The following is a 22,652-nucleotide window of genomic DNA, read 5'->3' on the forward strand; positions in this document are numbered from 1 at the left end:
ACCAAGTTAATGACGAAAAGCGAGAACGTGTAAATATTACGTGACATAGTACAGGAGGAGAGATCGAAAATTCAGGACCGAACCGCTGCAACCAATGCGGGACGAAGTTCGATTAAGGGGTGGGAAGGAATTTCTAGAATGAAGGCTACGTCAAGCGCGTTCTTGCTTCGTTTGGAGCGTCACGCAGAGCTAAGCTGTGACGAACGCTATGTTTTTGAACAGTTGGAACGTGACGCAATCTCGCGCAAGAAACGCAGCGCGGTCTTTGACCCGGCACGCGCCGATGCTCGCATTGCAATCATTAAATCGGGGTGGGCCGTGTCCCGCGCGACCTCTGCTGCGGGGCAATCTACAATCACGCAGATCTACATGCCCGGCGACATCGTGGGCCTTGCCGATCTTGGCTTCCCTATGCCCCCGCACGACGTGCAGATGCAGACTGACGGAGCGGTCTGCCTGATCGACCGACGCACGTTGTCCCGTATGGGTCACGACCATCCGCGCCTTCTTGCGCTCTTGCTGTCCATGTCCAGCCTGGAAGAGGTGGCCTTGCGCGACCGCCTGCATGCCATCACCCGCCTATCAGCAGAGGATCGGCTGATCCATTTCATCCTGTCTATGAAAAGCCGTACTGCGCAGCTGACCGATCAACCCTCTGACCGGTTCCCCCTGCATATGTCCCAAAAAGATATCGGCGACACGCTGGGCCTGACGGACATCTATGTGAACCGCCTGATGCGCAAACTGTCCAGCACCGGCCAGATCGACGTGGCCCGGCCCTATATTCGCATTACCGACCGTGCAGGCTGGGCCAAGCGGGTCGGCTACAAGGACCGCTATGCCAATCTTGATACAAGCTGGATCGCCAACGCCTCATAGGCTCAGGCTCTATGCATCCCCCACCTAGACGTAGCCGTCTGGATTGCCGGATTGCCAGTCCCACGTGCTGCGCGCCATGTCATCCAGCGAATGCGTTGCGCGCCAACCCATCTCTGCCGCGGCCCGCGATGGATCCGCCTGCATCGCGGCAATGTCCCCGTCCCGGCGCGGTGTGACCTTGCAGGGAATGGCACGTCCACTGGCCGCCTCAAAGGCCTTGACCATTTCGCGCACTGAATAGGGCTGACCGGTGCCGATGTTGAAAGGTCGCGCGCCTGTCGCCCCAACGGCATAATCCAGGGCCGCCACATGCGCCCGCGCCAGATCAACCACGTGGATATAATCGCGCAGCCCGGTGCCATCGGGCGTGTCGTAGTCATCCCCAAAGATCGACAGATGATCCCGCTTGCCAACGGCAACCTGCGCAATGAAAGGCATCAGGTTGTTGGGCACACCATCGGGATGCTCGCCAATCCGGGCGCTTGCATGGGCGCCCACAGGGTTGAAATACCGCAGCAAAACCGCCGTCTTGCCGCCCGCATTGGCCCAATCGCTGAGGATGTGTTCCGCGATCATCTTGGTGCGGCCATAAACACTCGTTGGGTTCAGCGGGTGCGCCTCGTCATACGGCAGGTACTGCGGCTCTCCGTAGACCGTGGCGCTACTGGAAAAGATGACGCGCCGACAGCCCGCCTTGTCCATCGCGCGCGCCAGCCTGATCGTGCCGTTCACATTCACATCATAGTAGGCCAGCGGCTTTTCCATGCTTTCGCCCACGGCCTTGAGACCCGCAAAGTGGATCACCGCTTCGGGCCGAAAATCGTCCATCACCTGATCCAGTGCCTGATCATCGCGCACGTCACCGGTGACAAAATCCAGATTCCCGTTGGTCAGCTTGCGCACCCGGTCAACAACCAAGGGCGACGCGTTCGAGAAATCGTCCAGCACCAGCGCTTCGTGCCCCTGCCCCAACATCTCGACCAATGTATGCGACCCGATATACCCGGCCCCGCCTGTCACTAAAACGCGCATGAACTTTCCCTCTTTGGTCCGTTCTAGGACCTCGGGCGGGGTGGATCAATGCGGCAAGCTCTAGCGGCTGATCAGCGCCCCGGTTGTGATGTCAAAGAGGCTCAGCTTGGCCATATCCACCCCAAGGCTGATCGCGCCGTTGTGGTCTTCATCCATGCGTCCGGGCAGACGCGCGGTCACTTGCGCACCGCTCAGGGTGAATTGCACATAGCTTTCCGCGCCTGTGTTTTCGATCATCTCTGGCGTCACTTTCAAGTCAGACCCACCCAGCGAAAACTGCTCTGGCCGAATGCCCAGCGTCACGTTCCCCGGCAGACCAGAGGTATCCATCGCCAAGAGGTTCCCATCAACAACCACCCCCTCGCCCGTCACCTCTGCGGGCATCAGGTTCATTGGCGGCGAACCCATGAAATCAGCGACAAAGGTGTTGGCAGGCCGGTCGTAAATCTCTTCCGGCGTGCCGATCTGCTGCACATAGCCGTCTTTCAGCACAACAATTCGGCTGGCCAGCGTCATCGCTTCGATCTGGTCGTGTGTGACATAAACGATGCTAGCACCCGTCGTCTTGTGCAGTCGCTTGATCTCGGCCCGCATCTCGACCCGCAGCTTGGCGTCAAGGTTCGACAAGGGCTCATCAAACAGGAACAGCTTGGGATCGCGCACCAGCGCACGGCCCATCGCTACCCTCTGCCGCTGCCCGCCGGACAATTGGCTGGGCTGGCGATCAAGCAGATGATCAATCTGCAAAAGCGTCGCCACCTCTTTGATCTTGGCGTCCATCTTCGGTTTGGGAACGCGGCGGATCTTCATGCCAAAACCAATGTTTTCGCCCACTGTCATCGTCGGATAAAGCGCGTAGGACTGGAACACCATCGCGATATCGCGGTCCTTAGGCGGCTCTTGCGTTACATCGCGCCCGCCAATCATCAATGCGCCGCCGGTAACTTCTTCAAGGCCCGCGATACAGTTCAACAACGTGGACTTGCCGCACCCCGACGGCCCCACCAGCACCAGAAATTCGCCGGCCTGCATCTCCAGGTCGATGTCATGCAGCACCTGCACCGAGCCATAGGATTTCTTCAGGTTCCGCGCTTCAAGAGCGGTTTGCTGCGTCACGTCGAGGGCCATGGTTGTTCTCCTCCGGTTGGGACGGGGCCGGTTGATCCGCGCAGGATCAGCTCTGCCCTGAACAGGGTTTGCAGAGTACGGGCCTCTGCGCCGTTAATGTGGTCAATCAAATGGTTCGCCAGCGGTACGCAGGAATCGCGCAACGGCGCGCGCGTGACCGTCAAGGCCGGTGAAAAGTTGATCGCGCGGGTCTGCGGCAATGCATCGTCATGGGCCACAATCGACACATCCTCCGGCACCCGCAGCCCCCGGTCGGCAACGGCGCGCATTGCCCCTGCCGCAATCAGGGTCGAAGCGCAGACAAACGCCGTTGGCGCAGCCCCATGCTGTCCCGCCAACATCGCCAGCGCCTGCGCATAGCCATAATCCTCGGAGGGTGGCGCCGACGTCATGAAAGCCTCCGGCACCCGCAGTCCGGCATTGCGCATCGCCAGCGCAAAGCCTGCCAACCGGTCCGCCGCATAAGAGTGGGTCAGGTCGCCGTTCAGCAACGCGATCCGTTGGTGCCCAAGTGCTGTTAGCAAATCTACGGCCTCAACACTCACCCCCTGGTTGTCGATGCTATAGAACGGATAGGCCGCATCGTTGCGGCATTGCCCATGCATCACAAACGGCACACCGGCGTGCGTCAGAAAATCAACGCGCGGGTCCTGCGGCACGGGCGCGTTCAGGATAAACCCATCCAACATGTCCCGTTCCAGCATCTTCTTGTATGCCGCCACCGGATCAGGATCTTGATCAACCGCCAGAACAAGATCGGTATCACGCGCCGCCAGTGCGGCTGTCAGCCCTGTCAGGATCTCGACAAAGGTTTGGTCCGCACTCAGATCGGGCCGGATCTTGACGATCATCCCCACCATACCCGACCGCCCGGTCACCAGCCGCTGCGCGGTCCGGTTAGGGCGATACCCCAGCCGATCTGCAGCCTCTTGCACCTTGTCGCGGGTCTTTGTGTTGACCTCTGGAAACCCGTTCAACGCCCGTGACACCGTGGCAACCGACAGGCCAAGCTCCGCGCTGATGTCCTTGAGCGTTGCCACGTTGCTGGCCTTTCAAACCGTTTCAAACCAAGGCGCGCCGAACGACGCATTCGGGCGCAACGTGACCTATTCACCCCAATAAATCAACAAAAACTAAAAATTCAAAACGTTTTGAATTTTTTGACGCCTTTGGTAAGTTCCCCTCGAATCAGGGAGGATACATAATGCGCGAATGGTGGCGGGATGCGGTGATCTATCAGATCTATCCGCGCTCTTTTCAGGACTCGACCGGCAATGGCGTCGGGGACCTGCCAGGCATTACACGTCGCTTGCCGCATGTGGCCTCGCTTGGGGTCGATTGCATCTGGCTTTCCCCCATCTTCATGTCCCCGCAAAAGGACATGGGCTATGACGTCAGCGACTACACTGACATCGACCCGCTTTTTGGCACGCTCGCCGACTTTGATACGCTGATTGCCACCGCCCACGCACTTGGACTCAAGGTGATCACCGATCAGGTGCTCAGCCACACCTCTGACCAGCATCCATGGTTCAAGGCCTCGCGCAAGGACCGCAGCAACGCAAAGGCCGACTGGTACGTCTGGGCCGATCCGCTGCCCGATGGCAGCCCGCCTACCAATTGGCACAGCCACTTTGGTGGCCCCGCGTGGGAATTTGATCCCGGTCGCGGCCAATACTACTTGCACAACTTTTTGGCGAGCCAGCCAGACTTGAACTTTCACAACCCCGAGGTGGTCGAGGCGATCCTAGCCACCTGCAAGTTCTGGCTCGACCGTGGCCTTGATGGGTTCCGTCTGGATACCGTCAACTACTACTACCATGACAAGGAATTGCGCTCCAACCCGCCCGCTGACGCCAAGCCACAGGTCATGGCGACAGATCTCTATGGTATGCAGCAGAACATCTACAACAAGACCCGCCCCGAAAACCTTGCTTTCCTTGAAAAACTCCGCCGCATAACGGACCAGTATGACGACATCATGATGGTCGGCGAAGTCGGCGAAATGGGCGATCGCAGTATCGAAATCATGGGCGAATACACCGCTGGATCTGACCGCCTGCATATGGCCTACAGCTTTGCGATGCTTGGCCCCGATTGGTCGCCCGACCACTTTCGTCGCTGCATCGAAGGCTTCCAAAAGGGCGCACCTGATGGTCACCCGAAATGGTCTTTTTCCAACCATGATGTCCCGCGCCACGCAACCCGCTGGGCCGACCGTTCCGTCAGCGAAGATGCGGTCGCGCGGCAATCCATCGCCATGCTGTGCAGCTTTGAAGGCACCATTGGCATTTACCAGGGCGAAGAACTCGGCCAAACCGAAACCGAACTCACCTACGACGAACTGACAGACCCGCCTGCCCTGCGCTACTGGCCCGCAGTCAAGGGCCGAGACGGCTGCCGCACCCCCATGGTCTGGGAAGAAGACGCGCCAAACGCGGGCTTTTCCACAGGCACACCATGGCTGCCCGTCAAAGCGCCGCAAGCCGCCAAGGCCGTGGACCGGCAAGAGGCCGCAAACGACAGCGTCCTGCACCACTACCGCGAGGTCATCGCATTTCGCAAAGCCAACGCCGCTCTCACACTGGGCAAAACCACCTTCATCGATGCGCCCGACCCCATTCTGGCCTTCACCCGCACAAGTGCGGACCAGACACTTACCTGCGTCTTCAACCTGTCGGCCACACCGCAAACGCTCACCGTTGGCGACACCAAGCTGACAGGCCCGCATCACGCCACACTTGACGGCACCACGCTCGCCCTGCCCGGCAATGGCTTTGCCTACATGTGGGGCACAACCGGCATCAACTAACCCTTTGGGAGGAAACAATGAAACGCACATTATCCATCACAGCCCTGCTGCTGGCCACTGCCGTACCTGCCGCTGCCTTTGAGGATGGCAAACTGGTCATCTGGACCGGTGCCAACCGGGATCAAGACGCGCTGATGCAAGCTGTCGCCCCCTTCACCGCAGACCTCGGCATCGAGGTTGTGGTCGAAGTGGTTGACCCTGACCTGCCGCAGAAATTCCAGCAGGCGGCCGCCACCGGGGATGGCCCCGACATCGTCCTTTGGGCGCATGACCGCTTTGGTGAATGGGCCTCTGGCGGCTTGATCGCTCCGGTCCAGCCCTCTGATGACTGGTCCGCGGACATCCTGCCCTCTGCCATGGATGCCGTGCAGTTTGACGGTGCCACATGGGGCTACCCGCTCGCGGTTGAGGCGGTGACGCTGATCTACAACAAAGACCTGATCGAAACGCCGCCTGCCTCTTTTGAAGAGATCAAGGACCTCGCCGTCGACGGTCAAAAGATACTCTGGGACTACAACAACACGTATTTCACCATGCCCATGCTGATGGCCGGTGGCGGTTATGCCTTCCAAAAGGTCGACGGCACCTATGATGGCACCTCAACCGGTGTTGCCACGGACGGCGCTGTTGCCGGGGCCGAAGTGCTGAAATCGCTCTTTGACGATGGTGTCATGCCACAAGGCGTGGACTACGGCGTCATGGACGGTGCCATGAACAATGGCGAGGTCGCGATGGTCCTCAACGGCCCATGGTCCTGGGCCGGGTTCGAAGGCTCGGGTATCAATTTTGGCGTGGCCCCGATCCCCACCGTGAATGGCGAAGTGTCGCCGCCCTTCCTTGGTGTGCAGGCGCTTGGCATCAATGCCGCGTCGCCTAACGCTGACCTCGCAGTGGAACTGATCGAAAACTACCTTGCCACTGACGAAGGTCTGGCGATCTGGAACGCTGGCAACGGCCTTGGCGCTTTGGCCGATGCCTCTGCCGCAACGGCCCAGAACAACCCGCTGGTCACCGACATGCTGGCCGTGGCTGCCAACGGCATCCCCATGCCGTCCAACCCTGAAATGGGGGCCTTCTGGGCCGCCATGGGCCCTGCGCTGACCAACATCACCACCGGTGCCGCCAGCCCGGTTGATGCGCTTAACGACGCGGCGACCCGCATCCTGGGCGAATAAGACGACAGAACCTCGCCCTCATCTCGTAGGGCGGGGTTCACCCCGCCACCCGACCACAGGTGCCGTATGACAACCGCCGAACACATCCCCACAGGCTCCGCCTTGCCCCGCCTGGCAGGTGTCGCTGCTGTCACCTGCGCACTGCTTTATGGGTCATTCTACCTCTATCAGTTGAACCAACCGCTCTTTGGCGCGATCATCCTGGCGCTTGCTACCGGCTTTGCAATCATCTTCGGGGCCAGCCGCTACTACGGCGCGCGCTTCATCTTCCCCGGTGTCGCCGCCGTACTGATCTTCATCGCCTTCCCAGTGATCTACACGATCTACATTGGCTTCACGAACTACTCTTCCTTCAACCTCCTGACTTATGACCGCACCGTCGAGGTCCTGACCTCGCGCGGCTCCGTCGACAAATCCACCGAACAGCCCTTCGCCGTGGCCCCCGATGGTGACGCATTCCGCATCTGGCTGCCGGACAGCGGACTCTTGTCTGCGCCCGTGTCACTTCTGGCTGAAGAGACCGTGGACCTCGCCCCTGCAACCCCGCCCGAATCCCTGCTGGAACGCCGCGACGCGATCAAACTGCGCGAGGGTTTGGGCCTTGTCACCCTGACAACCCCCGATGGCACCCAGATCCAGAACGCGGGTCTGCGCAGCTTTGCCACCGTCACGCCCGACTATGTGCAAACCGGGCCGAACGAACTCACCCGCGCTGACGGCACGATCCTCACAGCCAATCACGACACCGGGTTCTTCGAAGACCCCAATGGCGATCAGGTCCCGCCTGGCTGGCGGGTCAACATCGGCACCGACAACTTCACCCGCGTCTTTCAATCCGATGGCATCCGCGAACCGATGGTCTCCATCTTCATCTGGACCTTCGCCTTTGCCACCCTCTCGGTCTTCACAACCTTCGCTCTCGGCCTGACCCTCGCCGTGATCCTGCAATGGCCACACCTGCGGTTCAAAGCACTCTACCGCATCCTGCTGATCCTGCCCTACGCAGTGCCTGCCTTTATCTCGATTCTGGTGTTCCGGGGGCTCTTCAACCAGAATTTCGGCGAGATTAACCTGATCCTGAATGCCCTCTTTGGGATTGAGCCTGACTGGTTCACCAACGGCACACTTGCCCGCACCATGCTGGTCATCGTGAACACATGGCTGGGCTACCCCTATATGATGCTGCTGGCGATGGGCTTCCTTCAGGCCGTGCCCGAGGATCACAAAAAAGCCGCCGCGCTCGAAGGTGCCTCAGCCTTGCGGGTCTTCTTCACGATCACACTGCCGCAAATCATCCCGCCGTTTCTGCCGCTGCTGATCGCGAGCTTTGCGTTCAACTTCAACAACCTCGTGCTGGTCTTCCTGCTGACCCGCGGGTTGCCCGACATCCCCGGCACCGTGATCCCGGCAGGCGAAACCGACATCCTTGCCAGCTTCACCTACCGCCTCGCCTTCGACAACGCTGGCCAGCAGTTTGGCCTTGCAGGGGCCATCACCCTGTTGATCTTCGTGGTGGTCGCCGCCATCTCATACGCCAATTTTGTGGCCATGCGCCGCGCCGCCCAGCGCAGATCGGGGCGTGCCGGATGACCCGTATCTTCTTCTGGCCAAAAATATCCTGGGGGGTCCGGGGGGCTAGCCCCCCGATGGTGCATCTTGCTGCCACCGGTACACCGGGACGGCGGGCGGGGCGTTTTGCCCGCGTATCGCGGGCAAGAGCGGCGCCCGACCGGCCCCTTCAGTTGATGCCGGTTAAGACTCTCATACCCCTGCAATCTGTATGGAATGTGCATGGCATGTGCATGCCGGAAAACAAGGTGAACGCATGATCGTCGAACGCCCCCGTGACCTGCGGATCAAGAAGATCCTCGCCCATGGTTTCATGCTGATCTTCCTGGCACTCATCCTCTTTCCGTTCTTCATGGTACTCTCGATTTCGTTCCGCGAAGGCAACTTCTCCGTGGGCGCGATCATCCCGCAAAACCCTACGCTCGAACACTGGGTGCTGGCCTTTGGCTTTGACTACACCCGTGCTGATGGCACCGTTGTCGCGCCGCCCTATCCAGTGCTGTTATGGATGTGGAATTCGATCAAGATCGGCATGATCGCGGGCCTCGGCGTTCTCGCCCTCTCCACGATTTCTGCCTATGCTTTCAGCAGGATACGGATCAAAGGCAAGGGTGCGATGCTCGACGGCCTTTTCCTGATACAGATGTTCCCCACAACCCTCGCCCTGGTCGCCATCTACGCAATCTTTGATGCCCTGGGCGAGGTCAATCCGATCCTCGGCCTCAACTCTCACGTGGCTCTGATCCTGATCTATCTCTCGGGCGTGACACTGCACATCTGGACGATCAAGGGCTACTTCGACAGCATCGACACTGCCCTCGACAAGGCGGCTGCGATCGACGGTGCAACACCTTGGCAAACATTCCGGCATATCTTCCTGCCATTGGCCGTGCCGATCATGTCCGTGGTCTTTGTGCTCAGTTTCATCGGCTTCATCAACGACTACCCGATTGCCAGCGTTCTGATCCGGTCCGAAAGCCAAATGACTCTCGCCGTCGGTAGCCGTCTTTACCTCAATGAATTCCGCTACTTGTGGGGTGACTTTGCGGCCGCAGCCGTGCTGTCCGGCCTGCCGATTACTGTGGTTTTCCTGATCGCTCAGCGATACTTAGTCTCGGGGCTAAGTGATGGCGCAGTCAAAGGATAAAGTGGGTGTTACGACCCACTCAATGTTACCACGAAATCACAAAAACTCCGCCTTTTCCGTGACCTAGCGTGATCTCTGCACCCTGCGCCTGCAGGATGCGCCGCACAATCGCAAGCCCCATGCCCGTGCCGCCTTGATCCCGCCGCGTGGTGAAGAACGGGTCAAACACCCGGCCCCGGTTCCCTTCGGAAATGCCCGGCCCATCATCGGCAATCACCAGCTGACGATCCCCGCCTCGGATCGTTACGCGGCCCGCGCCATGCGCCTTGGCGTTGCCCAACAGATGATCCATCACCAACCGAAAGGCCTCTGGCCCAATTGGCACAGCTTCGGCCTCAGTGACCTCAACCGCCAAACCGCTGACATCTGAAAAGCCGCCTTCAACGCGGGTCTCACCTTTTGGCAAGGGATCAGCGGCCTTCGCCAAGGCCCGTTGTGCCGCGAGCAATTCGTCCATCCGCGCCGCCGCGTCACCGATCCGCGCAATCAGCTTTTCGCGCTCGGCTGTTGGCAAATCGCCTTCCAGCAGTTCCACCGCACCGCGCACCGCCGTCAGCGGTGACTTCATCTCATGCGTCACATGATCCGCGTAGGATCGAACCACTGCCTCGCGTCCGCGCAGCGCCGTCGTCATATTGATCACCGCTTCACCAAGTTCGGAAAATTCTGGCGTGCCAAAGTGTTGCGGGGCGTCTGCCGCCCCTTCGGCCCGGGCATAAGTGGTCAATGCCCTGACAGGACGCAGCACCAAACGCCACAGCAAGTACCCCAATGTCGCCGTCGTCACAAAGGCGATCCAGCCAATCAACCAGCTTGTTTCGGCCCAACCAAGAACCCCTCCCGCCAACCGAAAGTACCCGATCCCCAAAAGCGGCAACGCAAACACGGCCGCCAGGGTTCCACCCAGCACCAGCGATAGCGGCGGCCGCCATTTGCGCGCTACCCGCGACATGGCCCCATCCGCACACCGACCCCGTGAACCGTCTCAATCGCATCCGGCACGCCAGCCTCGGCCAGCTTGGTGCGCAGGTTACGCAGATGGCTGTCCATTGTCCTGTCGCTCACATGGATGTTGGTGCCATAGACCGTATCCACCAGCTGCGGCCGCGACATCACATGGTCGGGCCGCTTCATGAGCTGCGCCAAAAGCTCCATCTCGCGTGCGGTCAGGGCCACCTGAGCCTGTCCCACATGGCACTGATGCCGATCTACATCGACGCGGACCATGCCGCGTTGCAATCCGCCTTGCGCCTCTTCCACGCCGCCGCGCTTCAGGATCGCCTTGACCCGTGCCACCACCTCGCGCGGGCTGAATGGTTTGGGCACGTAATCATCCGCCCCCATTTCCAGCCCGACGATGCGGTCGATCTCATCCCCTTGCGCTGTCAGAAACAGGATCGGCACGGCACTGGTCTTGCGCAGTTCGCGGCAGACCTCCAACCCATCCATTTCGGGCATGCCGATGTCCAGCAGCACCAGATCCGCCACCGGGGCCGCGTCAAGCGCAGCCGCCCCGTCACCCACTTCAGAGGTCTGAAAGCCTGCCTGTTCCAGCGCAATCCGCAGCACGTCGCGGATCGCGGCATCGTCATCGGCAATCAAGATATGGCGGCTCATCCGGTCACCCCTTTCATTTCATTCAATTTATGGCGCAGCCGCGCATTGCGATAGCCCCATTCGCGCCAGTCGTCGGACTGCCGCAGATAAGGTTCCCGGCTATGGCACAACCTGCGGCCATTCTCGGCCTCCCATGCGCGGATCGCGGGCAATGCGCCTGCGCTGAGGTTGCAGACATACCAAGGGTCAAAACTGCCGCTTGAATGGGTCAGATTGTGCTGCGCGATGCGCCCGTCCACATTGGTCAGTGACACAGCGAACAAGGCGATCCACGCAAGTGCTGCTGATTGTGCGAACAGCCACAGAACCGGGCGTTCGGCCAGCACCTGCCAGATCATCAACGTCAGCCCGAGTGCGACGAGCACCATCCAGACAAAGGCTGCAAAGCGCAGCCGCGTCAGCCCGTAGACATCCACATAAAGGTCCAACCGCAAGATCGAGGAAATCACCAGCACCACGTTCTGCGCCACCCAAATCAGCAGCAACCAGCGCAACACCGGCCGGCCTGCAAGCCACGGCTGCGTCAACAGCGCAAAGCCCCCAGCCAGCAGCGCCGTCACCAACAACGGATAGGCCCCGCGATGTGCATATTCCGCATAACCGATGCCGTCTGGCAGGCTGATTCCCCCGCTCAGATAGGCGACATCCAGCACCGTCTGCACCGCAAAAATCGCGTTAAACGTCACCAGCGATCGCAGCACGGACCCCGCACTCAAAATCCCGCGCGGCAAGGTTTGTGGCAAACGTAGCGGCGCCAAGAGCCGCGCAGATACAGCCCGCAATCGCAGCATCGGCCAGACAAACAGGGCAATCAGCACCCAAAAGATGACGCGCGTCGGATCGGGCATCGCTGGCCATCGCTCTGGCCACATAGCCAGCAGCCAACCGTCGATCACCGGATTGGCAAGGCCAAAGAGCAGAATGAACACGGCCCCCAGGACGCCCGGCACAATCCAGTCGCGCAACCCGGCAAGCCCGGTCGCTGCGGAATGGCGCAGGTCAACGCCGCCGCGCAGCGCCGATGCCACGTCGCGGCCAGTTTGCACATTGCCCCAAAATGGCAAACGCAGAGCGGCTGCAATCACCGCCCCGCGCGGCACGGTCCCGCAGCAAATTTGCACCGCGCAGAATCCCGCGAGGCCTAGCATGGCAAAGGTGAAGGACAGGAATTGGAAAGTCTCGACCGCTGGGATCAGGCAGATCCCCAACCCCAGCCATGCTTGCCAATTGAAACGTCCCCAGAAAAGCTGGGCGCCCAGAGCGATGCACAGGATCAGTGCGACAAACCCCAGTCCCGGCGCCACGCCCCAGATCAGAAGGTCAGCGACAATCACAAGCCCAAAAAGGGCTATGACGCGTTCAGTTGGTGCGCGCGCGGCGGTCAGGCTGGTGGTCATATCGGTCCCCTTGTCATTGTTTTGACAAGGGAATAGCGCCACGCGCCCTTAGATCACGCGCCTGTGTTCAGCAGTTTTTGCGCAGATTACTCTGCCGCCGCCCGGATCGCGCGGATGTTGTCGCCATAAGGCGCGGGGTTCCCGACAGAGCCACCCCGGAACACAGCGGAACCTGCTACCAGCACGTCCGCACCTGCGGCCCGCACCAGTGGCGCAGTTGTCGGGTCCACGCCCCCGTCGATTTCGATGTGCACGGGTCGGTCGCCGATCATCTCGCGCAGGGCCCGCACTTTGGCGGACATATCAATGAACTTCTGCCCGCCAAAACCGGGGTTCACCGTCATCACACAGACCAGATCAACATCGTCCATCAGATCAGCCACAGCACTTGCCGGGGTGCCCGGGTTCAGCGCCACGCCTGCCTTACAGCCCAGCCCCCGGATCGTCTGCAAAGTCCGGTGGATATGCGGCCCCGCCTCGACATGGGCGGTGATCACATCCGCACCCGCATCGGCAAAGCCTTGCAAATAGGCGTCCACCGGCGAGATCATCAGATGCACGTCCATCACTGTCTTGATATGGGGCCTGATCGCCGCACAGGTCTGCGCGCCAAAGGTGATCGCGGGTACAAAATGCCCATCCATGACGTCCACATGGATCCAATCCGCCCCCTGGGCCTCGACCGCCGCGCATTCCGCGCCGAAATTGGCAAAGTCGGCCGCCAAGATAGATGGCGCAATTTTCAGCGAACGGTCGAAAGTCATAGCAAATCCCCCTGTTGCCGCCTCAGATAAAGCGATTTACAGCCTGCGTCACCCCGCCATCCGCAATTGGTTGCGGTAACTGTTACACCCCCATGCTAATTTGATTTCATGACGCATCTGACCCTTTCCTACCGCGACATTCTGCAAGACGGTGCCATGGCCCATGTCACCCGCGCGACGCTGACCTCTCAACGCCCGCGCCCCTTGCATGAGCATGATTTCTTTGAGGTGTTCTGGGTCCAGAACGGCACCGTGCGGCACCATCTGCCGGGCCGCGTAGAGACCTTGCAAGAAGGCGACATGATCTGCTTGTCACCGGGTCAGTCGCACGGTCTGCAGGGCAAGGGTGAGGCGGCGATGGTCGCCCTCATCTGCCTGCATCCGGATGTGGTCGGCGGATTGATCACCCAGTTTCCCGCCCTGACCGATGCCGCATTCCGCGCCGATGCACCGACCCGGTTTCACCGCGACATGCGCGCGCTGACCAGCCTGAACCAGGCCGCCATCGCGCTGGAACACAGCGCCCTTGATGCCATGTCCACCACAGCGTTTCTGCTGCCGCTTCTGTCGTCACTGGTGGCAGACACCACCACCCTGCCGCCTGACGCCCCTGTTTGGCTGGCGCACGCTTGCCGCGTGGCGCGCGACCCGGCTGTGTTCCGCAACGGCTCTGCCGGTTTGGTGGCATTGACCGGCAAGGCACACCCGCATGTCAGCCGAACAATGCGGCGGCACCTTGGCATGACCCCGTCTGACTACATCAATACCCTGCGGATGGATCAAGCCGCCCGCGCGCTGGTGACGGATACAGAACCACTGGCCGACATCGCGGAAAGCTGCGGCATCCCCAACCTGTCACACTTTCACAAACTGTTCCGCGCCCGCTTTGGTCTGACCCCGTTGAAGTATCGGCAAAGGTACCAACGCGACGTCATTCAGCCTTAGGGCGGGTAATCTGCCATTCTCTACCTGAAAATATTTGACCAAACGGTCAAACCTTGTCATGAGGCCGTGACCATGCCACGCTTGACCGATGCATCAGGGGGAGGGATTCCTTGACCACCGCAACCACCCAAACGCTGACCGCGACGCAACTGCCGCAGGTGCACGAGCCGCGCAATGACGGGATGCCGCTTGACCTTGATTGGGTCGCCTCTGCCCAGGCGAACACCTCGGCCATCGAACGCCGCGCCGCGACCCTTGGCGGGCGGCGCAGCATCAAGAAAGACTTTCAGGCAGCCTGGCTTTGCAAGGCCATCAGTCTGATGGACCTGACCACCCTCTCAGGCGATGACACCGTGAACCGTGTCCGCCGCCTGTGTGCCAAAGCGCGCCAGCCTGTGCGCGCGGACCTTTTGGACCAGCTTGGCATGACCGGTCTGACCACCGGTGCAGTCTGCGTCTACCACGACATGGTCCCCACCGCCGTTGACGCCCTGCGCTGCACCGGCATCCCTGTTGCTGCCGTCTCGACCGGTTTTCCCGCAGGTCTTTCCCCCTTTCATCTCCGCATTGCAGAGATTGGCGAAAGCGTGGCTGCCGGGGCTGAGGAAATTGATATCGTCATCAGCCGTCGCCACGTCCTGACAGGCAATTGGCAAGCGCTTTATGACGAGATGCGCGAAATGCGCGCCGCCTGCGGCGATGCCCACGTCAAAGCGATCTTAGCTACGGGTGAGCTTGGCACGCTGCGCAACGTGGCCAAGGCCTCGCTGATCTGCATGATGGCCGGGGCCGATTTCATCAAGACCTCGACCGGCAAAGAAAGTGTCAACGCCACCCTGCCCGTCAGCCTGACGATGATCCGCGCGATCCGCGACTATGAAACCCGCACCGGTTTCAAGGTCGGCTACAAACCCGCGGGCGGCATTTCCAAGGCCAAGGACGCACTGCTCTACCTCGCCTTGATCAAGGACGAGTTGGGAGACCGCTGGCTGCAACCCGACCTCTTCCGCTTTGGCGCATCGTCCCTTTTGGGCGACATCGAACGGCAACTCGAACACCACGTCACTGGCGCCTATTCGGCTGGCTGGCGACACGCGATTGGATAAGCCATGAACATCAAAGAAATCTTCGACAACATGGACTATGGCCCGGCCCCCGAAAGTGCTGCAGAGGCCCTGCAATGGCTGGCTGATCGTGGTGCGGTCGCAGGGCACTACATCGGCGGCAAATGGGGTCCGATCCGTGATGATTTCGCGACCAACAACCCTGCCACCGGCGAAAAGCTGGCCGGTGTCACTAAAGGCACCGCTGAAGAGGTCGCGACCGCCGTTGCGGCGGCCCGCAAGGCCCAACCCAAATGGGCCAAAGATGCTCATATCCGCGCCCGCGTGCTTTACGCCATCGCGCGCGGCATGCAAAAAAACAGCCGCCTGCTGGCCGTGATGGAAAGCCTTGATAACGGCAAACCGATCCGCGAAAGCCGCGACATCGACGTGCCGTTGGCGATCCGCCACTTCTACTACCACGCGGGCATGGCCCAGCTGATGGAAGCTGAACTGCCCGACCGCCAGCCTCTGGGTGTCTGCGGCCAGATTATCCCCTGGAACTTCCCGCTGTTGATGCTGGCCTGGAAAATCGCCCCCGCCCTGGCGATGGGCAACACCGTCGTCCTGAAGCCCGCCGAATACACGCCGCTCTCCGCGATGATTTTCTGCGAGATCGCCGAAGCCGCAGGCGTGCCGCCCGGTGTGATCAATATCGTCACAGGCGACGGCGACACCGGGGCGGCCATTGTAGCTTCTGAGGTCGACAAGATCGCCTTCACTGGCTCAACCTCCGTCGGCCGCATCATCCGCGAACAAACCGCTGGCACCGGCAAGGCTCTCTCGCTCGAACTGGGTGGCAAATCACCCTACATCGTCTTTGAAGACGCCGATGTGGACAGCGCCGTCGAAGGCCTTGTTGACGCGATCTGGTTCAATCAGGGGCAAGTCTGCTGCGCAGGCTCGCGCCTTTTGGTGCAAGAAGGCATCGCCGACAGGTTCTACGCCAAACTCAAGGCCCGCATGGATGCGCTGCGCATTGGCGATCCGCTCGACAAGGCCATCGACATCGGCGCCATCGTCGACCCGGTCCAACACGCGCAGATCAGCAAGATGGTCTCCGACAATACCGAGGGCGAGACCTATCAGACGACAGCCCCCGACGGCTGTTTTTACCCGCCCACATTGATCACCGGCCTCGCACCCGCGTCCCACCTGATGCAGGAAGAAATTTTTGGCCCAGTCCTTGCCGCCTGCACATTCCGCACACCCGCCGAGGCGGTTGAGATCGCCAACAACACCCGTTACGGGCTGGCGGCCTCTGTCTGGTCAGAAAACATCAACCTCGCCTTGGACATTGCGCCACAGCTGGCCGCGGGCATCGTCTGGGTCAACGGCACCAACATGATGGATGCCGCCGCTGGCTTTGGCGGCGTGCGCGAAAGTGGTTTTGGCCGCGAAGGCGGCTGGGAAGGGCTGGCAGGCTACACCAAGCCCAAGACCAAGCCCACCAAACCCGCCTCGATCGCCCCGTTCACCGGCTCAGGCGGACCAACTGATGCGCTCGACCGCACAGCAAAGCTCTATATCGGTGGCAAGCAATCCCGCCCCGATGGTGGCTATTCCCGCCCGGTCTTTGGCCCCAAAGGCGCGCTTTTGGGCGAGGTGTCGCTGTCCAACCGAAAGGACCTGCGCAACGCGGTCGAGGCAATGAACGCCGCAAAAGGTTGGGCCAAAACCTCCGGCCACCTGCGCGCACAAATCCTCTTTTATATCGCGGAAAACCTTTCGGCCCGTGGCGATGAACTCGCCAAACGGATCAAGGACCTAACCGGCAAATCTGGCGCGCCAGAGGTGCAGCACTGCATCAGCACCCTCTTCACCTTCGCCGCCTGGGCCGACAAATACGACGGTCAGGTACACGGGGTGCCGATCCGAGGTGTTGCGCTGGCGATGAAAGAACCGGTCGGCAAGATCGCCGCTTTCTGCGCAGACGACTGGCCGCTTCTTGGCACCATCAGCCCGATGGCCGCTGCCATTGCAATGGGCAACCGTATCACGCTGATGCCCAGCCAACCTTTCCCGCTGGCGGCGACCGATCTCTACCAGATCCTGGAAACCTCGGATGTTCCCGGTGGCGTGGTCAACATCCTGACCGGCGACCACGCCGAACTTGCCCCACACGCGGGCAAGCACATGGATATCGACGCGGTCTGGTCCTTCTCTGGAACCGACCTCTCAACCACTATTGAAAAAGGGGCCGCGGGCAACCTCAAACGCACTTGGATCAACCCCGCGCAACCGTCGGCCAAAGACATGCTCGCCGCTGCGACAGAGATCAAGAATATCTGGATTCCCTACGGCGCCTAAGCCCCTTCTTCTGGCCAGAAATATCCTCGGGGGTTTGGGGGCAGACAGCCCCCAAGACGCGCCGCCGGATGGCGGTGCAAAACATCACGCGCGCGGCTCTGCCGCGCACAATCCGGTCACTTGCGGTTCTGTTTGGACCGCCACGTGTTCAGCCACTTACGCACACCTGACCGCTTTTCGGCCACACCTGCCTGCACTTCGTCCAGCCGGTCCCCGGCGGAATCCAGCGCCGGGTCCAGCGCGCGTTCGCGGAATTGGAACCACATCCGCCGGATCATCACAATCGCGACAATCAGGAAGCCAAAGAAGAAAATGTTGAACCACGGGATCACTTGCACATCCGGCCCATCAACAGGCCGCACAGCGATCGCATTGGGATATATCGAGGCCCACCTGATCCGCCATCCATAATGCGTAATCACTGCCCAACCATCGGTGCGCGCCGCACTCGCCGCCTCGGCCTGCAAATCAGAGCTGTCGAATTTGAAATAGGGCGGCCAGATCCAACCGGTATCCTCGTTGCGATAGACCATCACGCCGGTCGCGTCCCGCGGCATGAACCCCAGAAAAAACGTCTTCTTCTTTTCGGTGTTGATCAGCCGCAGATCACGTGTCGGCTGCTCTACATTACCGCTGTCAGCCTGCGCATAGAACAACCGGTTCCAGCCAGAGAAATCCGTGCGGATCACTTCGGTCGAGGTGATGCGGACAACATCATGCTGCGGCAGCACATAGTGCAGCAACAACCCCAGAAAGAGGATCGGAATGAACCGCAATGTAATTCCCAAAGCTCGCATATCAGACCTCAATTCGCATTCGTGATATAGACAATCGCCGACACTAGCACAGCCGGCACTACATAGATCAGCAGCAACAGTTTCGGCCTCAGCCCGCTGTTATACTCCGCGATCCCTTTTTCCACGTATTGCTTGCGGGTCATGCCTTCAACCGGTTCTGCATCATATCGCTTCTCCAGCTTTTCGCGCCGGACAGAGCGTGAATAGATCGAAACGCTTAGATAGATCACACTTAGCGCGATGAAGCCGAACACAACCAGCCGTACTAATCCCATGGCGAAGACCTCCGCTTGATCGCCCCCCACGGGCCGACCCTGTCAATCATATCCGGCACCGGCGGCGGCTTTGCCACCTGTGGCTCAACCATCGGTGCCTCGTGCCCGAACAAGGCCGCCCGCGTGCCGGCCTTATCCACCTGATACTCGTTTGCCAAAAATTCCGCCACATAGGCCTTTTTCTCGTCTGGCCATGTGGCATAGGCGCGATAAAACGCCTCCTTGTGGCAAATAAACAGCTGCCGAATGTCCAAGGGTGCCAGTTCCGACAATAACATATTTACCAGATCTGCATCCGCATGGTCTCGTGCCCGCAGCGTATAGAAATAAGCCGGATGATCTGACGTGATGCGCGGCCAGGGCCCGTCTTCCTCGGCCCAGCGCGCCAAGGCAGCCAATCCTTGCCATTCTGGCGGCAGCAACTTGGCGTAGCGTCGGCCCAGATTACGCAGATCGCGGCGCGTGGCCCCCGTCAGGTTCTCTCCCATGGTTGCAGCCACTTCGGCCACCACAAAATCCATCTTCTGGTGCAGGATCGCACCTGCATCAATGCCGCGCGCCCGTGCGACAGGTTCCACAAGTTCATTAAGCTCCAGGAACTTCGCAATCGCCGCCCGGTCATCAAAATCCATCAGATAAGGGATCGGCAGCTTGCCCAACCGCCCCTTTTCGGCAGCCGCGATCGCAGCCGGGTGTTCAACATCGCGAAAGATATAAAGCCCACCGAAATGCGCGGTCCAAAAGTTGTCCTGATCAAAGGCCATCTCGCGCAGTTTGACAGGGTTGCGCGTCACATCGCCGGTTTCCTTCGACAACCCGATCATCTCGCCGATCAGCACATCGTCAAACCATGCATCCTTGTCTTGCTTGAATTGGTCGATCATTTGACCCAGCCGCTTCGCAGTGGCAACCGTGCCATAGGTCGTATCCGCCTCGATCCGCACTCGCCTGATATCGAACAACCGCACCGGATCCTCAACGTTGTAGACCGTGTTCACCAATTCCCCCGCCACCGCATCGCGTGCGGTCAGCGCAAAAAGCGCCCTTTCGTTCTCTGAGATGAACTGCCGCAGTATTCCGCGAGAGGTTGAGAACTTCGCATTGAGCAGCGGCGCGGTCTTTTGATCTGTCGTTAGCAAAATGAACTGCCGATTCACCCCTGCATGGTTCAGATAAAGATCATCACTCAATTCGTCCCCGACTTCAGGCGAATAGCCCGAAATGTCGATGTGAAACGCCTCTAGCGTCGTAGACTTGCCCGTCAGACTTTGAAGCGCACGATTGTACCGTTCGACCAGCACCGGACTATCCACGCGGATAAGGTTGCCAAACATCAGTCCTTTTTCAATCAGGCGGTGCATATCACCTCCATCGGGTGGGCAATCCGCTCACCGGCCCTCTGCAAATTGATTACCATGTCTCGCGCGTCCATCGCCTTGGCAGACCTGCAACCGACAAGATCATTATCGGTGCCCATATCAGCGCCGCGCTTAGTCCTAAACGCCCGAAAAAGACGATATTGTCCGTCACGCTATACCCTGACAACTCTCCCAAAGGTGCGCCGCGCAAAACGTAAAGGATAAAGAAAAACCCCGACGATAGCGCAAAAAGAAAGATGGTTGAAAGGAAGGCGTTGAACATCAAAGGCTTCACCCCCTCGTCCAGCACTATCGCAAGCAATTTCGGCACCAACCACGCCAAAAACCCCAACACCATTGCCGGGAACAGCAGGCTATCGGAAAGGGCGTTCAACCTTTGCCCTCCAGATACCGCTTCTTGGCCTCTTCCTGACGGCCAAAGTCGCGGACCATCGCGTCAATCGCGACCTCGTCAGACTTGTCGGCATAGCGGAATTCACTGTCCGCGTAGCGGTTGATTTCCTGAATGACCATTTCGGTCGTGATCGGCACCCGCAAATCGGCAATCATCGCTTTCTTGGCGTCATAGTCCTTGCGCAGGAACAACTCTGGATCTTCCATCCATTCATCAGGCAATTCAAAGTCCATCGCCCGCACTTTCACCGCATCGGTGATGTTCTTGATCGCGCGGCCTGTGAACCTCTCGTCCGCCTCTTGGATGCCCTTCAGATAGGTGCCCATCTTGGCAATCGTGTCCAGATCACCGATTTGGTCATGCACCCGGTCGAACACTTTCATGAGCCCCGGCTCATGCGGGCGGCTGTGGCTTTCGAAGCTGGCCGCGACGGCCTTCTTAATCTCTTGCGCGCTAAAGACCTCATGGTTGCCCACGGGGATGTCATGGTTTCTTCCCATCAGCAGATAGAGAATGTCGATATAGTCGTCCCGCGTCTGCGGCCCATCCACCAAAAACCGCGCCCCGGCCCGCTGGCGCAGCGCGTCATCGACGTTCTCTGGATAGTTCGAGAACATGCCAAAGGTGCAATTGCCGCGCACAACCGTATTGGCGCCTGCAAAGCTTTCCATCAGTACGGCGGTGATTTCCAACTGACCCGCGCTGGACTGCCTATCGCCACGCTTGCCCGCCAATTGGTCGATATCGTCAATCGTGCCAAAGCCGATCACACCGGGGTCCAACACGTTGTTGATAAAGGCTTTTGCGTTCTGCCCCGATTTGCCCTGATAGCTGTCGATATTGTCCGTGCTCAGGTTTTGATAACGGAACGGATAACCCGCGACCTGACAATAGTCGTTGATCAAGCCCGCCATCATCTGGATCAGCGTGGTCTTGCCCGTGCCCGGCTTTCCGTCACCCATGAAGGTGAAGATAAACCCGCCAAGTTCGGCAAAGGGGTTCAGCTTGCGGTCAAAATCATAGGCCATCACCATCTTGGCCAGCTTCATCGCCTGATACTTGGCGATATGGTTGCCCACGACTTCATTGGGCTTTTTGAAGGTCATGGTCAGCGTGCTGCCCTTCTTGGCGCGCGCCGGGGTGAAACCGTCGATGACAAAATCATCCGCCTCGACCCGCCAGGCGGCGGCCACGAACGGTTCCAACCGGGCCGCCGTGCTGGCCCGGCCTGCGACCTTGTCCATCAATGCCTCAGCAAAGCCCAACACGGTTGCCACCATCTTGGGCTCATCCGCGCCAAGGTTTGCGATGTCCTGATCCAACTCCCACAGCGCGCCATGCAACGCCAATTGCGCGTTCTCGGTCAGCAATTCCTCAACATCGCCAACCTCAACGGTTTCTTCAGTCGCGTGATCGGCCAGCAGAAACGCCGTTGCATTGGCAAATGTGTAAAGCGCAATCAGCGCCTCGGCGGTCAGTAACTCTGAAAAGGCTGTCTTGCGCGCATCGGCCAAGGCCCCTTCCAGATTGGCCCGTTTGAGGTCTTTCAGCTCCGTCCGTTCCGCGTATTGCTCGGCCACCGCAAGCGCCAGTGCGATCGCGCGGCGCAGCCCCTGCTGCACATGCGCCTGCAACGGGGTGACCAGTCCTACATCGCCGACCGCCTCAATCCGGTTGATCAGCTGCACGCCTTCCTTACGCTGCACGCGCCGTGTCGACAGCCCTGGCGTGGTCGACCGAAACGCGCGGCGCGTTGGCACACCGGCCGATTTGCCCTCAACGGCGCCTGCCGTTGCCTTGGACACTCTCGGACTGTGATCGAACCCATCCAGCAGATCGAGCGCGGCTGCATAGTGCGCCTGCACATCTTCTTCGCGCAGTTCCATCTGATCACTTGTCTGACTCATTGGTCCACCTTCTTTTGGCCAA

The 22,652-nt window shown here is 59.9% G+C and carries 19 protein-coding genes; 8 read left to right on the forward strand and 11 right to left on the reverse strand.

The window, feature by feature from the left end:
• The first annotated feature begins 138 nt into the window (after nucleotides 1–138).
• Entirely contained in the window at nucleotides 139–879 is a 741-nt protein-coding gene (locus AB3Y40_RS13895; RefSeq protein WP_369439382.1) for a Crp/Fnr family transcriptional regulator, read from the forward strand.
• Between the two features lie 24 nt (nucleotides 880–903).
• Here the strand turns inward: AB3Y40_RS13895 and galE are convergent, their stop codons facing one another.
• The 3 genes from galE to AB3Y40_RS13910 are packed head-to-tail and all read right to left on the reverse strand — an operon-like array spanning nucleotide 904 to nucleotide 4,079.
• Nucleotides 904–1,911, reverse strand: coding sequence for a UDP-glucose 4-epimerase GalE (galE, locus tag AB3Y40_RS13900; RefSeq protein ID WP_369439383.1), 1,008 nt, complete (start codon nucleotides 1,909–1,911; stop codon nucleotides 904–906).
• Nucleotides 1,912–1,971: 60 nt separating this feature from the next.
• Nucleotides 1,972–3,039: an ABC transporter ATP-binding protein gene (locus tag AB3Y40_RS13905; RefSeq protein WP_369439384.1), complete on the reverse strand. Its 1,068-nt coding sequence runs from the start codon at nucleotides 3,037–3,039 to the stop codon at nucleotides 1,972–1,974.
• Nucleotides 3,024–4,079 carry a LacI family DNA-binding transcriptional regulator gene (locus tag AB3Y40_RS13910; RefSeq protein WP_369439385.1) on the reverse strand — a complete coding sequence of 352 codons (1,056 nt, stop codon included), beginning with the start codon at nucleotides 4,077–4,079 and terminating at the stop codon, nucleotides 3,024–3,026. Before AB3Y40_RS13910 ends, AB3Y40_RS13905 begins: the two co-directional genes overlap by 16 nt.
• A gap of 164 nt (nucleotides 4,080–4,243) precedes the next feature.
• Between AB3Y40_RS13910 and AB3Y40_RS13915 the strand changes: the two genes are divergently transcribed.
• The 4 genes from AB3Y40_RS13915 (at nucleotide 4,244) to malG (ending at nucleotide 9,742) form a co-directional block, all read left to right on the forward strand.
• Entirely contained in the window at nucleotides 4,244–5,851 is a 1,608-nt protein-coding gene (locus AB3Y40_RS13915) for an alpha-glucosidase family protein (protein WP_369439386.1), read from the forward strand.
• A gap of 17 nt (nucleotides 5,852–5,868) precedes the next feature.
• Entirely contained in the window at nucleotides 5,869–7,026 is a 1,158-nt protein-coding gene (gene malE, locus AB3Y40_RS13920; protein ID WP_369439387.1) for a maltose/maltodextrin ABC transporter substrate-binding protein MalE, read from the forward strand.
• Nucleotides 7,027–7,092: 66 nt separating this feature from the next.
• Nucleotides 7,093–8,616 (forward strand): maltose ABC transporter permease MalF, encoded by a 1,524-nt coding sequence (malF, locus tag AB3Y40_RS13925; protein ID WP_369439388.1) that lies wholly within the window; start codon nucleotides 7,093–7,095, stop codon nucleotides 8,614–8,616.
• A 235-nt stretch (nucleotides 8,617–8,851) separates the two neighbouring features.
• Complete coding sequence (gene malG, locus AB3Y40_RS13930; RefSeq protein WP_369439389.1) at nucleotides 8,852–9,742, forward strand: maltose ABC transporter permease MalG; 891 nt, start codon at nucleotides 8,852–8,854, stop codon at nucleotides 9,740–9,742.
• 25 nt (nucleotides 9,743–9,767) lie between these two features.
• Here the strand turns inward: malG and AB3Y40_RS13935 are convergent, their stop codons facing one another.
• The 4 genes from AB3Y40_RS13935 to rpe form a co-directional block, all read right to left on the reverse strand.
• On the reverse strand, nucleotides 9,768–10,694 hold the full coding sequence (locus AB3Y40_RS13935; protein WP_369439390.1) for an ATP-binding protein: 927 nt from the start codon (nucleotides 10,692–10,694) through the stop codon (nucleotides 9,768–9,770).
• Nucleotides 10,682–11,359, reverse strand: coding sequence for a response regulator (locus AB3Y40_RS13940; RefSeq protein ID WP_369439391.1), 678 nt, complete (start codon nucleotides 11,357–11,359; stop codon nucleotides 10,682–10,684). The genes AB3Y40_RS13935 and AB3Y40_RS13940 overlap by 13 nt, the downstream gene beginning before the upstream one ends.
• Entirely contained in the window at nucleotides 11,356–12,756 is a 1,401-nt protein-coding gene (locus tag AB3Y40_RS13945; RefSeq protein WP_369439392.1) for a DUF4153 domain-containing protein, read from the reverse strand. The genes AB3Y40_RS13940 and AB3Y40_RS13945 overlap by 4 nt, the downstream gene beginning before the upstream one ends.
• 86 nt (nucleotides 12,757–12,842) lie before the next feature.
• The gene (gene rpe, locus AB3Y40_RS13950; protein ID WP_369439393.1) at nucleotides 12,843–13,520 is read right to left on the reverse strand and encodes a ribulose-phosphate 3-epimerase; all 678 of its coding nucleotides are present in this window, start codon (nucleotides 13,518–13,520) and stop codon (nucleotides 12,843–12,845) included.
• 108 nt (nucleotides 13,521–13,628) lie between these two features.
• On the opposite strand from rpe, the gene AB3Y40_RS13955 reads away from it, so the two are divergent.
• From AB3Y40_RS13955 to AB3Y40_RS13965, 3 genes are all read left to right on the forward strand, one after another.
• The gene (locus AB3Y40_RS13955) at nucleotides 13,629–14,465 is read left to right on the forward strand and encodes a helix-turn-helix transcriptional regulator (protein ID WP_369439394.1); all 837 of its coding nucleotides are present in this window, start codon (nucleotides 13,629–13,631) and stop codon (nucleotides 14,463–14,465) included.
• Between the two features lie 182 nt (nucleotides 14,466–14,647).
• Complete coding sequence (gene deoC, locus AB3Y40_RS13960; RefSeq protein WP_369439656.1) at nucleotides 14,648–15,571, forward strand: deoxyribose-phosphate aldolase; 924 nt, start codon at nucleotides 14,648–14,650, stop codon at nucleotides 15,569–15,571.
• Nucleotides 15,572–15,574: 3 nt separating this feature from the next.
• The gene (locus AB3Y40_RS13965; RefSeq protein ID WP_369439395.1) at nucleotides 15,575–17,878 is read left to right on the forward strand and encodes an aldehyde dehydrogenase family protein; all 2,304 of its coding nucleotides are present in this window, start codon (nucleotides 15,575–15,577) and stop codon (nucleotides 17,876–17,878) included.
• A 116-nt stretch (nucleotides 17,879–17,994) separates the two neighbouring features.
• Here AB3Y40_RS13965 and AB3Y40_RS13970 read toward each other — a convergent pair whose 3' ends face one another.
• From AB3Y40_RS13970 to AB3Y40_RS13985, 4 genes are all read right to left on the reverse strand, one after another.
• Nucleotides 17,995–18,675: a DUF1523 family protein gene (locus AB3Y40_RS13970; RefSeq protein ID WP_369439396.1), complete on the reverse strand. Its 681-nt coding sequence runs from the start codon at nucleotides 18,673–18,675 to the stop codon at nucleotides 17,995–17,997.
• Between the two features lie 8 nt (nucleotides 18,676–18,683).
• The gene (locus tag AB3Y40_RS13975; RefSeq protein WP_369439397.1) at nucleotides 18,684–18,950 is read right to left on the reverse strand and encodes a hypothetical protein; all 267 of its coding nucleotides are present in this window, start codon (nucleotides 18,948–18,950) and stop codon (nucleotides 18,684–18,686) included.
• On the reverse strand, nucleotides 18,941–20,311 hold the full coding sequence (locus tag AB3Y40_RS13980; RefSeq protein ID WP_369439398.1) for a DUF6638 family protein: 1,371 nt from the start codon (nucleotides 20,309–20,311) through the stop codon (nucleotides 18,941–18,943). Before AB3Y40_RS13980 ends, AB3Y40_RS13975 begins: the two co-directional genes overlap by 10 nt.
• 387 nt (nucleotides 20,312–20,698) lie before the next feature.
• Entirely contained in the window at nucleotides 20,699–22,630 is a 1,932-nt protein-coding gene (locus AB3Y40_RS13985) for an AAA family ATPase (protein WP_369439399.1), read from the reverse strand.
• Nucleotides 22,631–22,652 lie beyond the last annotated feature (22 nt).

The sequence above is a fragment of the Yoonia sp. R2331 genome (assembly GCF_041103235.1).
Lineage (GTDB): Bacteria > Pseudomonadota > Alphaproteobacteria > Rhodobacterales > Rhodobacteraceae > CANMYO01.

What these genes read in the sequence shown, in the direction of transcription:
- AB3Y40_RS13895 (WP_369439382.1), top strand. Translation starts at nt 139, where the DNA reads ATGAAGGCTACGTCAAGCGCGTTCTTGCTTCGTTTGGAGCGTCACGCA.
- galE (WP_369439383.1), bottom strand. Translation starts at nt 1,911, where the DNA reads ATGCGCGTTTTAGTGACAGGCGGGGCCGGGTATATCGGGTCGCATACA.
- AB3Y40_RS13905 (WP_369439384.1), bottom strand. Translation starts at nt 3,039, where the DNA reads ATGGCCCTCGACGTGACGCAGCAAACCGCTCTTGAAGCGCGGAACCTG.
- AB3Y40_RS13915 (WP_369439386.1), top strand. Translation starts at nt 4,244, where the DNA reads ATGCGCGAATGGTGGCGGGATGCGGTGATCTATCAGATCTATCCGCGC.
- malE (WP_369439387.1), top strand. Translation starts at nt 5,869, where the DNA reads ATGAAACGCACATTATCCATCACAGCCCTGCTGCTGGCCACTGCCGTA.
- malF (WP_369439388.1), top strand. Translation starts at nt 7,093, where the DNA reads ATGACAACCGCCGAACACATCCCCACAGGCTCCGCCTTGCCCCGCCTG.
- malG (WP_369439389.1), top strand. Translation starts at nt 8,852, where the DNA reads ATGATCGTCGAACGCCCCCGTGACCTGCGGATCAAGAAGATCCTCGCC.
- AB3Y40_RS13935 (WP_369439390.1), bottom strand. Translation starts at nt 10,694, where the DNA reads ATGTCGCGGGTAGCGCGCAAATGGCGGCCGCCGCTATCGCTGGTGCTG.
- AB3Y40_RS13940 (WP_369439391.1), bottom strand. Translation starts at nt 11,359, where the DNA reads ATGAGCCGCCATATCTTGATTGCCGATGACGATGCCGCGATCCGCGAC.
- AB3Y40_RS13945 (WP_369439392.1), bottom strand. Translation starts at nt 12,756, where the DNA reads ATGACCACCAGCCTGACCGCCGCGCGCGCACCAACTGAACGCGTCATA.
- rpe (WP_369439393.1), bottom strand. Translation starts at nt 13,520, where the DNA reads ATGACTTTCGACCGTTCGCTGAAAATTGCGCCATCTATCTTGGCGGCC.
- AB3Y40_RS13955 (WP_369439394.1), top strand. Translation starts at nt 13,629, where the DNA reads ATGACGCATCTGACCCTTTCCTACCGCGACATTCTGCAAGACGGTGCC.
- deoC (WP_369439656.1), top strand. Translation starts at nt 14,648, where the DNA reads ATGCCGCTTGACCTTGATTGGGTCGCCTCTGCCCAGGCGAACACCTCG.
- AB3Y40_RS13965 (WP_369439395.1), top strand. Translation starts at nt 15,575, where the DNA reads ATGAACATCAAAGAAATCTTCGACAACATGGACTATGGCCCGGCCCCC.
- AB3Y40_RS13970 (WP_369439396.1), bottom strand. Translation starts at nt 18,675, where the DNA reads ATGCGAGCTTTGGGAATTACATTGCGGTTCATTCCGATCCTCTTTCTG.
- AB3Y40_RS13975 (WP_369439397.1), bottom strand. Translation starts at nt 18,950, where the DNA reads ATGGGATTAGTACGGCTGGTTGTGTTCGGCTTCATCGCGCTAAGTGTG.
- AB3Y40_RS13980 (WP_369439398.1), bottom strand. Translation starts at nt 20,311, where the DNA reads ATGCACCGCCTGATTGAAAAAGGACTGATGTTTGGCAACCTTATCCGC.
- AB3Y40_RS13985 (WP_369439399.1), bottom strand. Translation starts at nt 22,630, where the DNA reads ATGAGTCAGACAAGTGATCAGATGGAACTGCGCGAAGAAGATGTGCAG.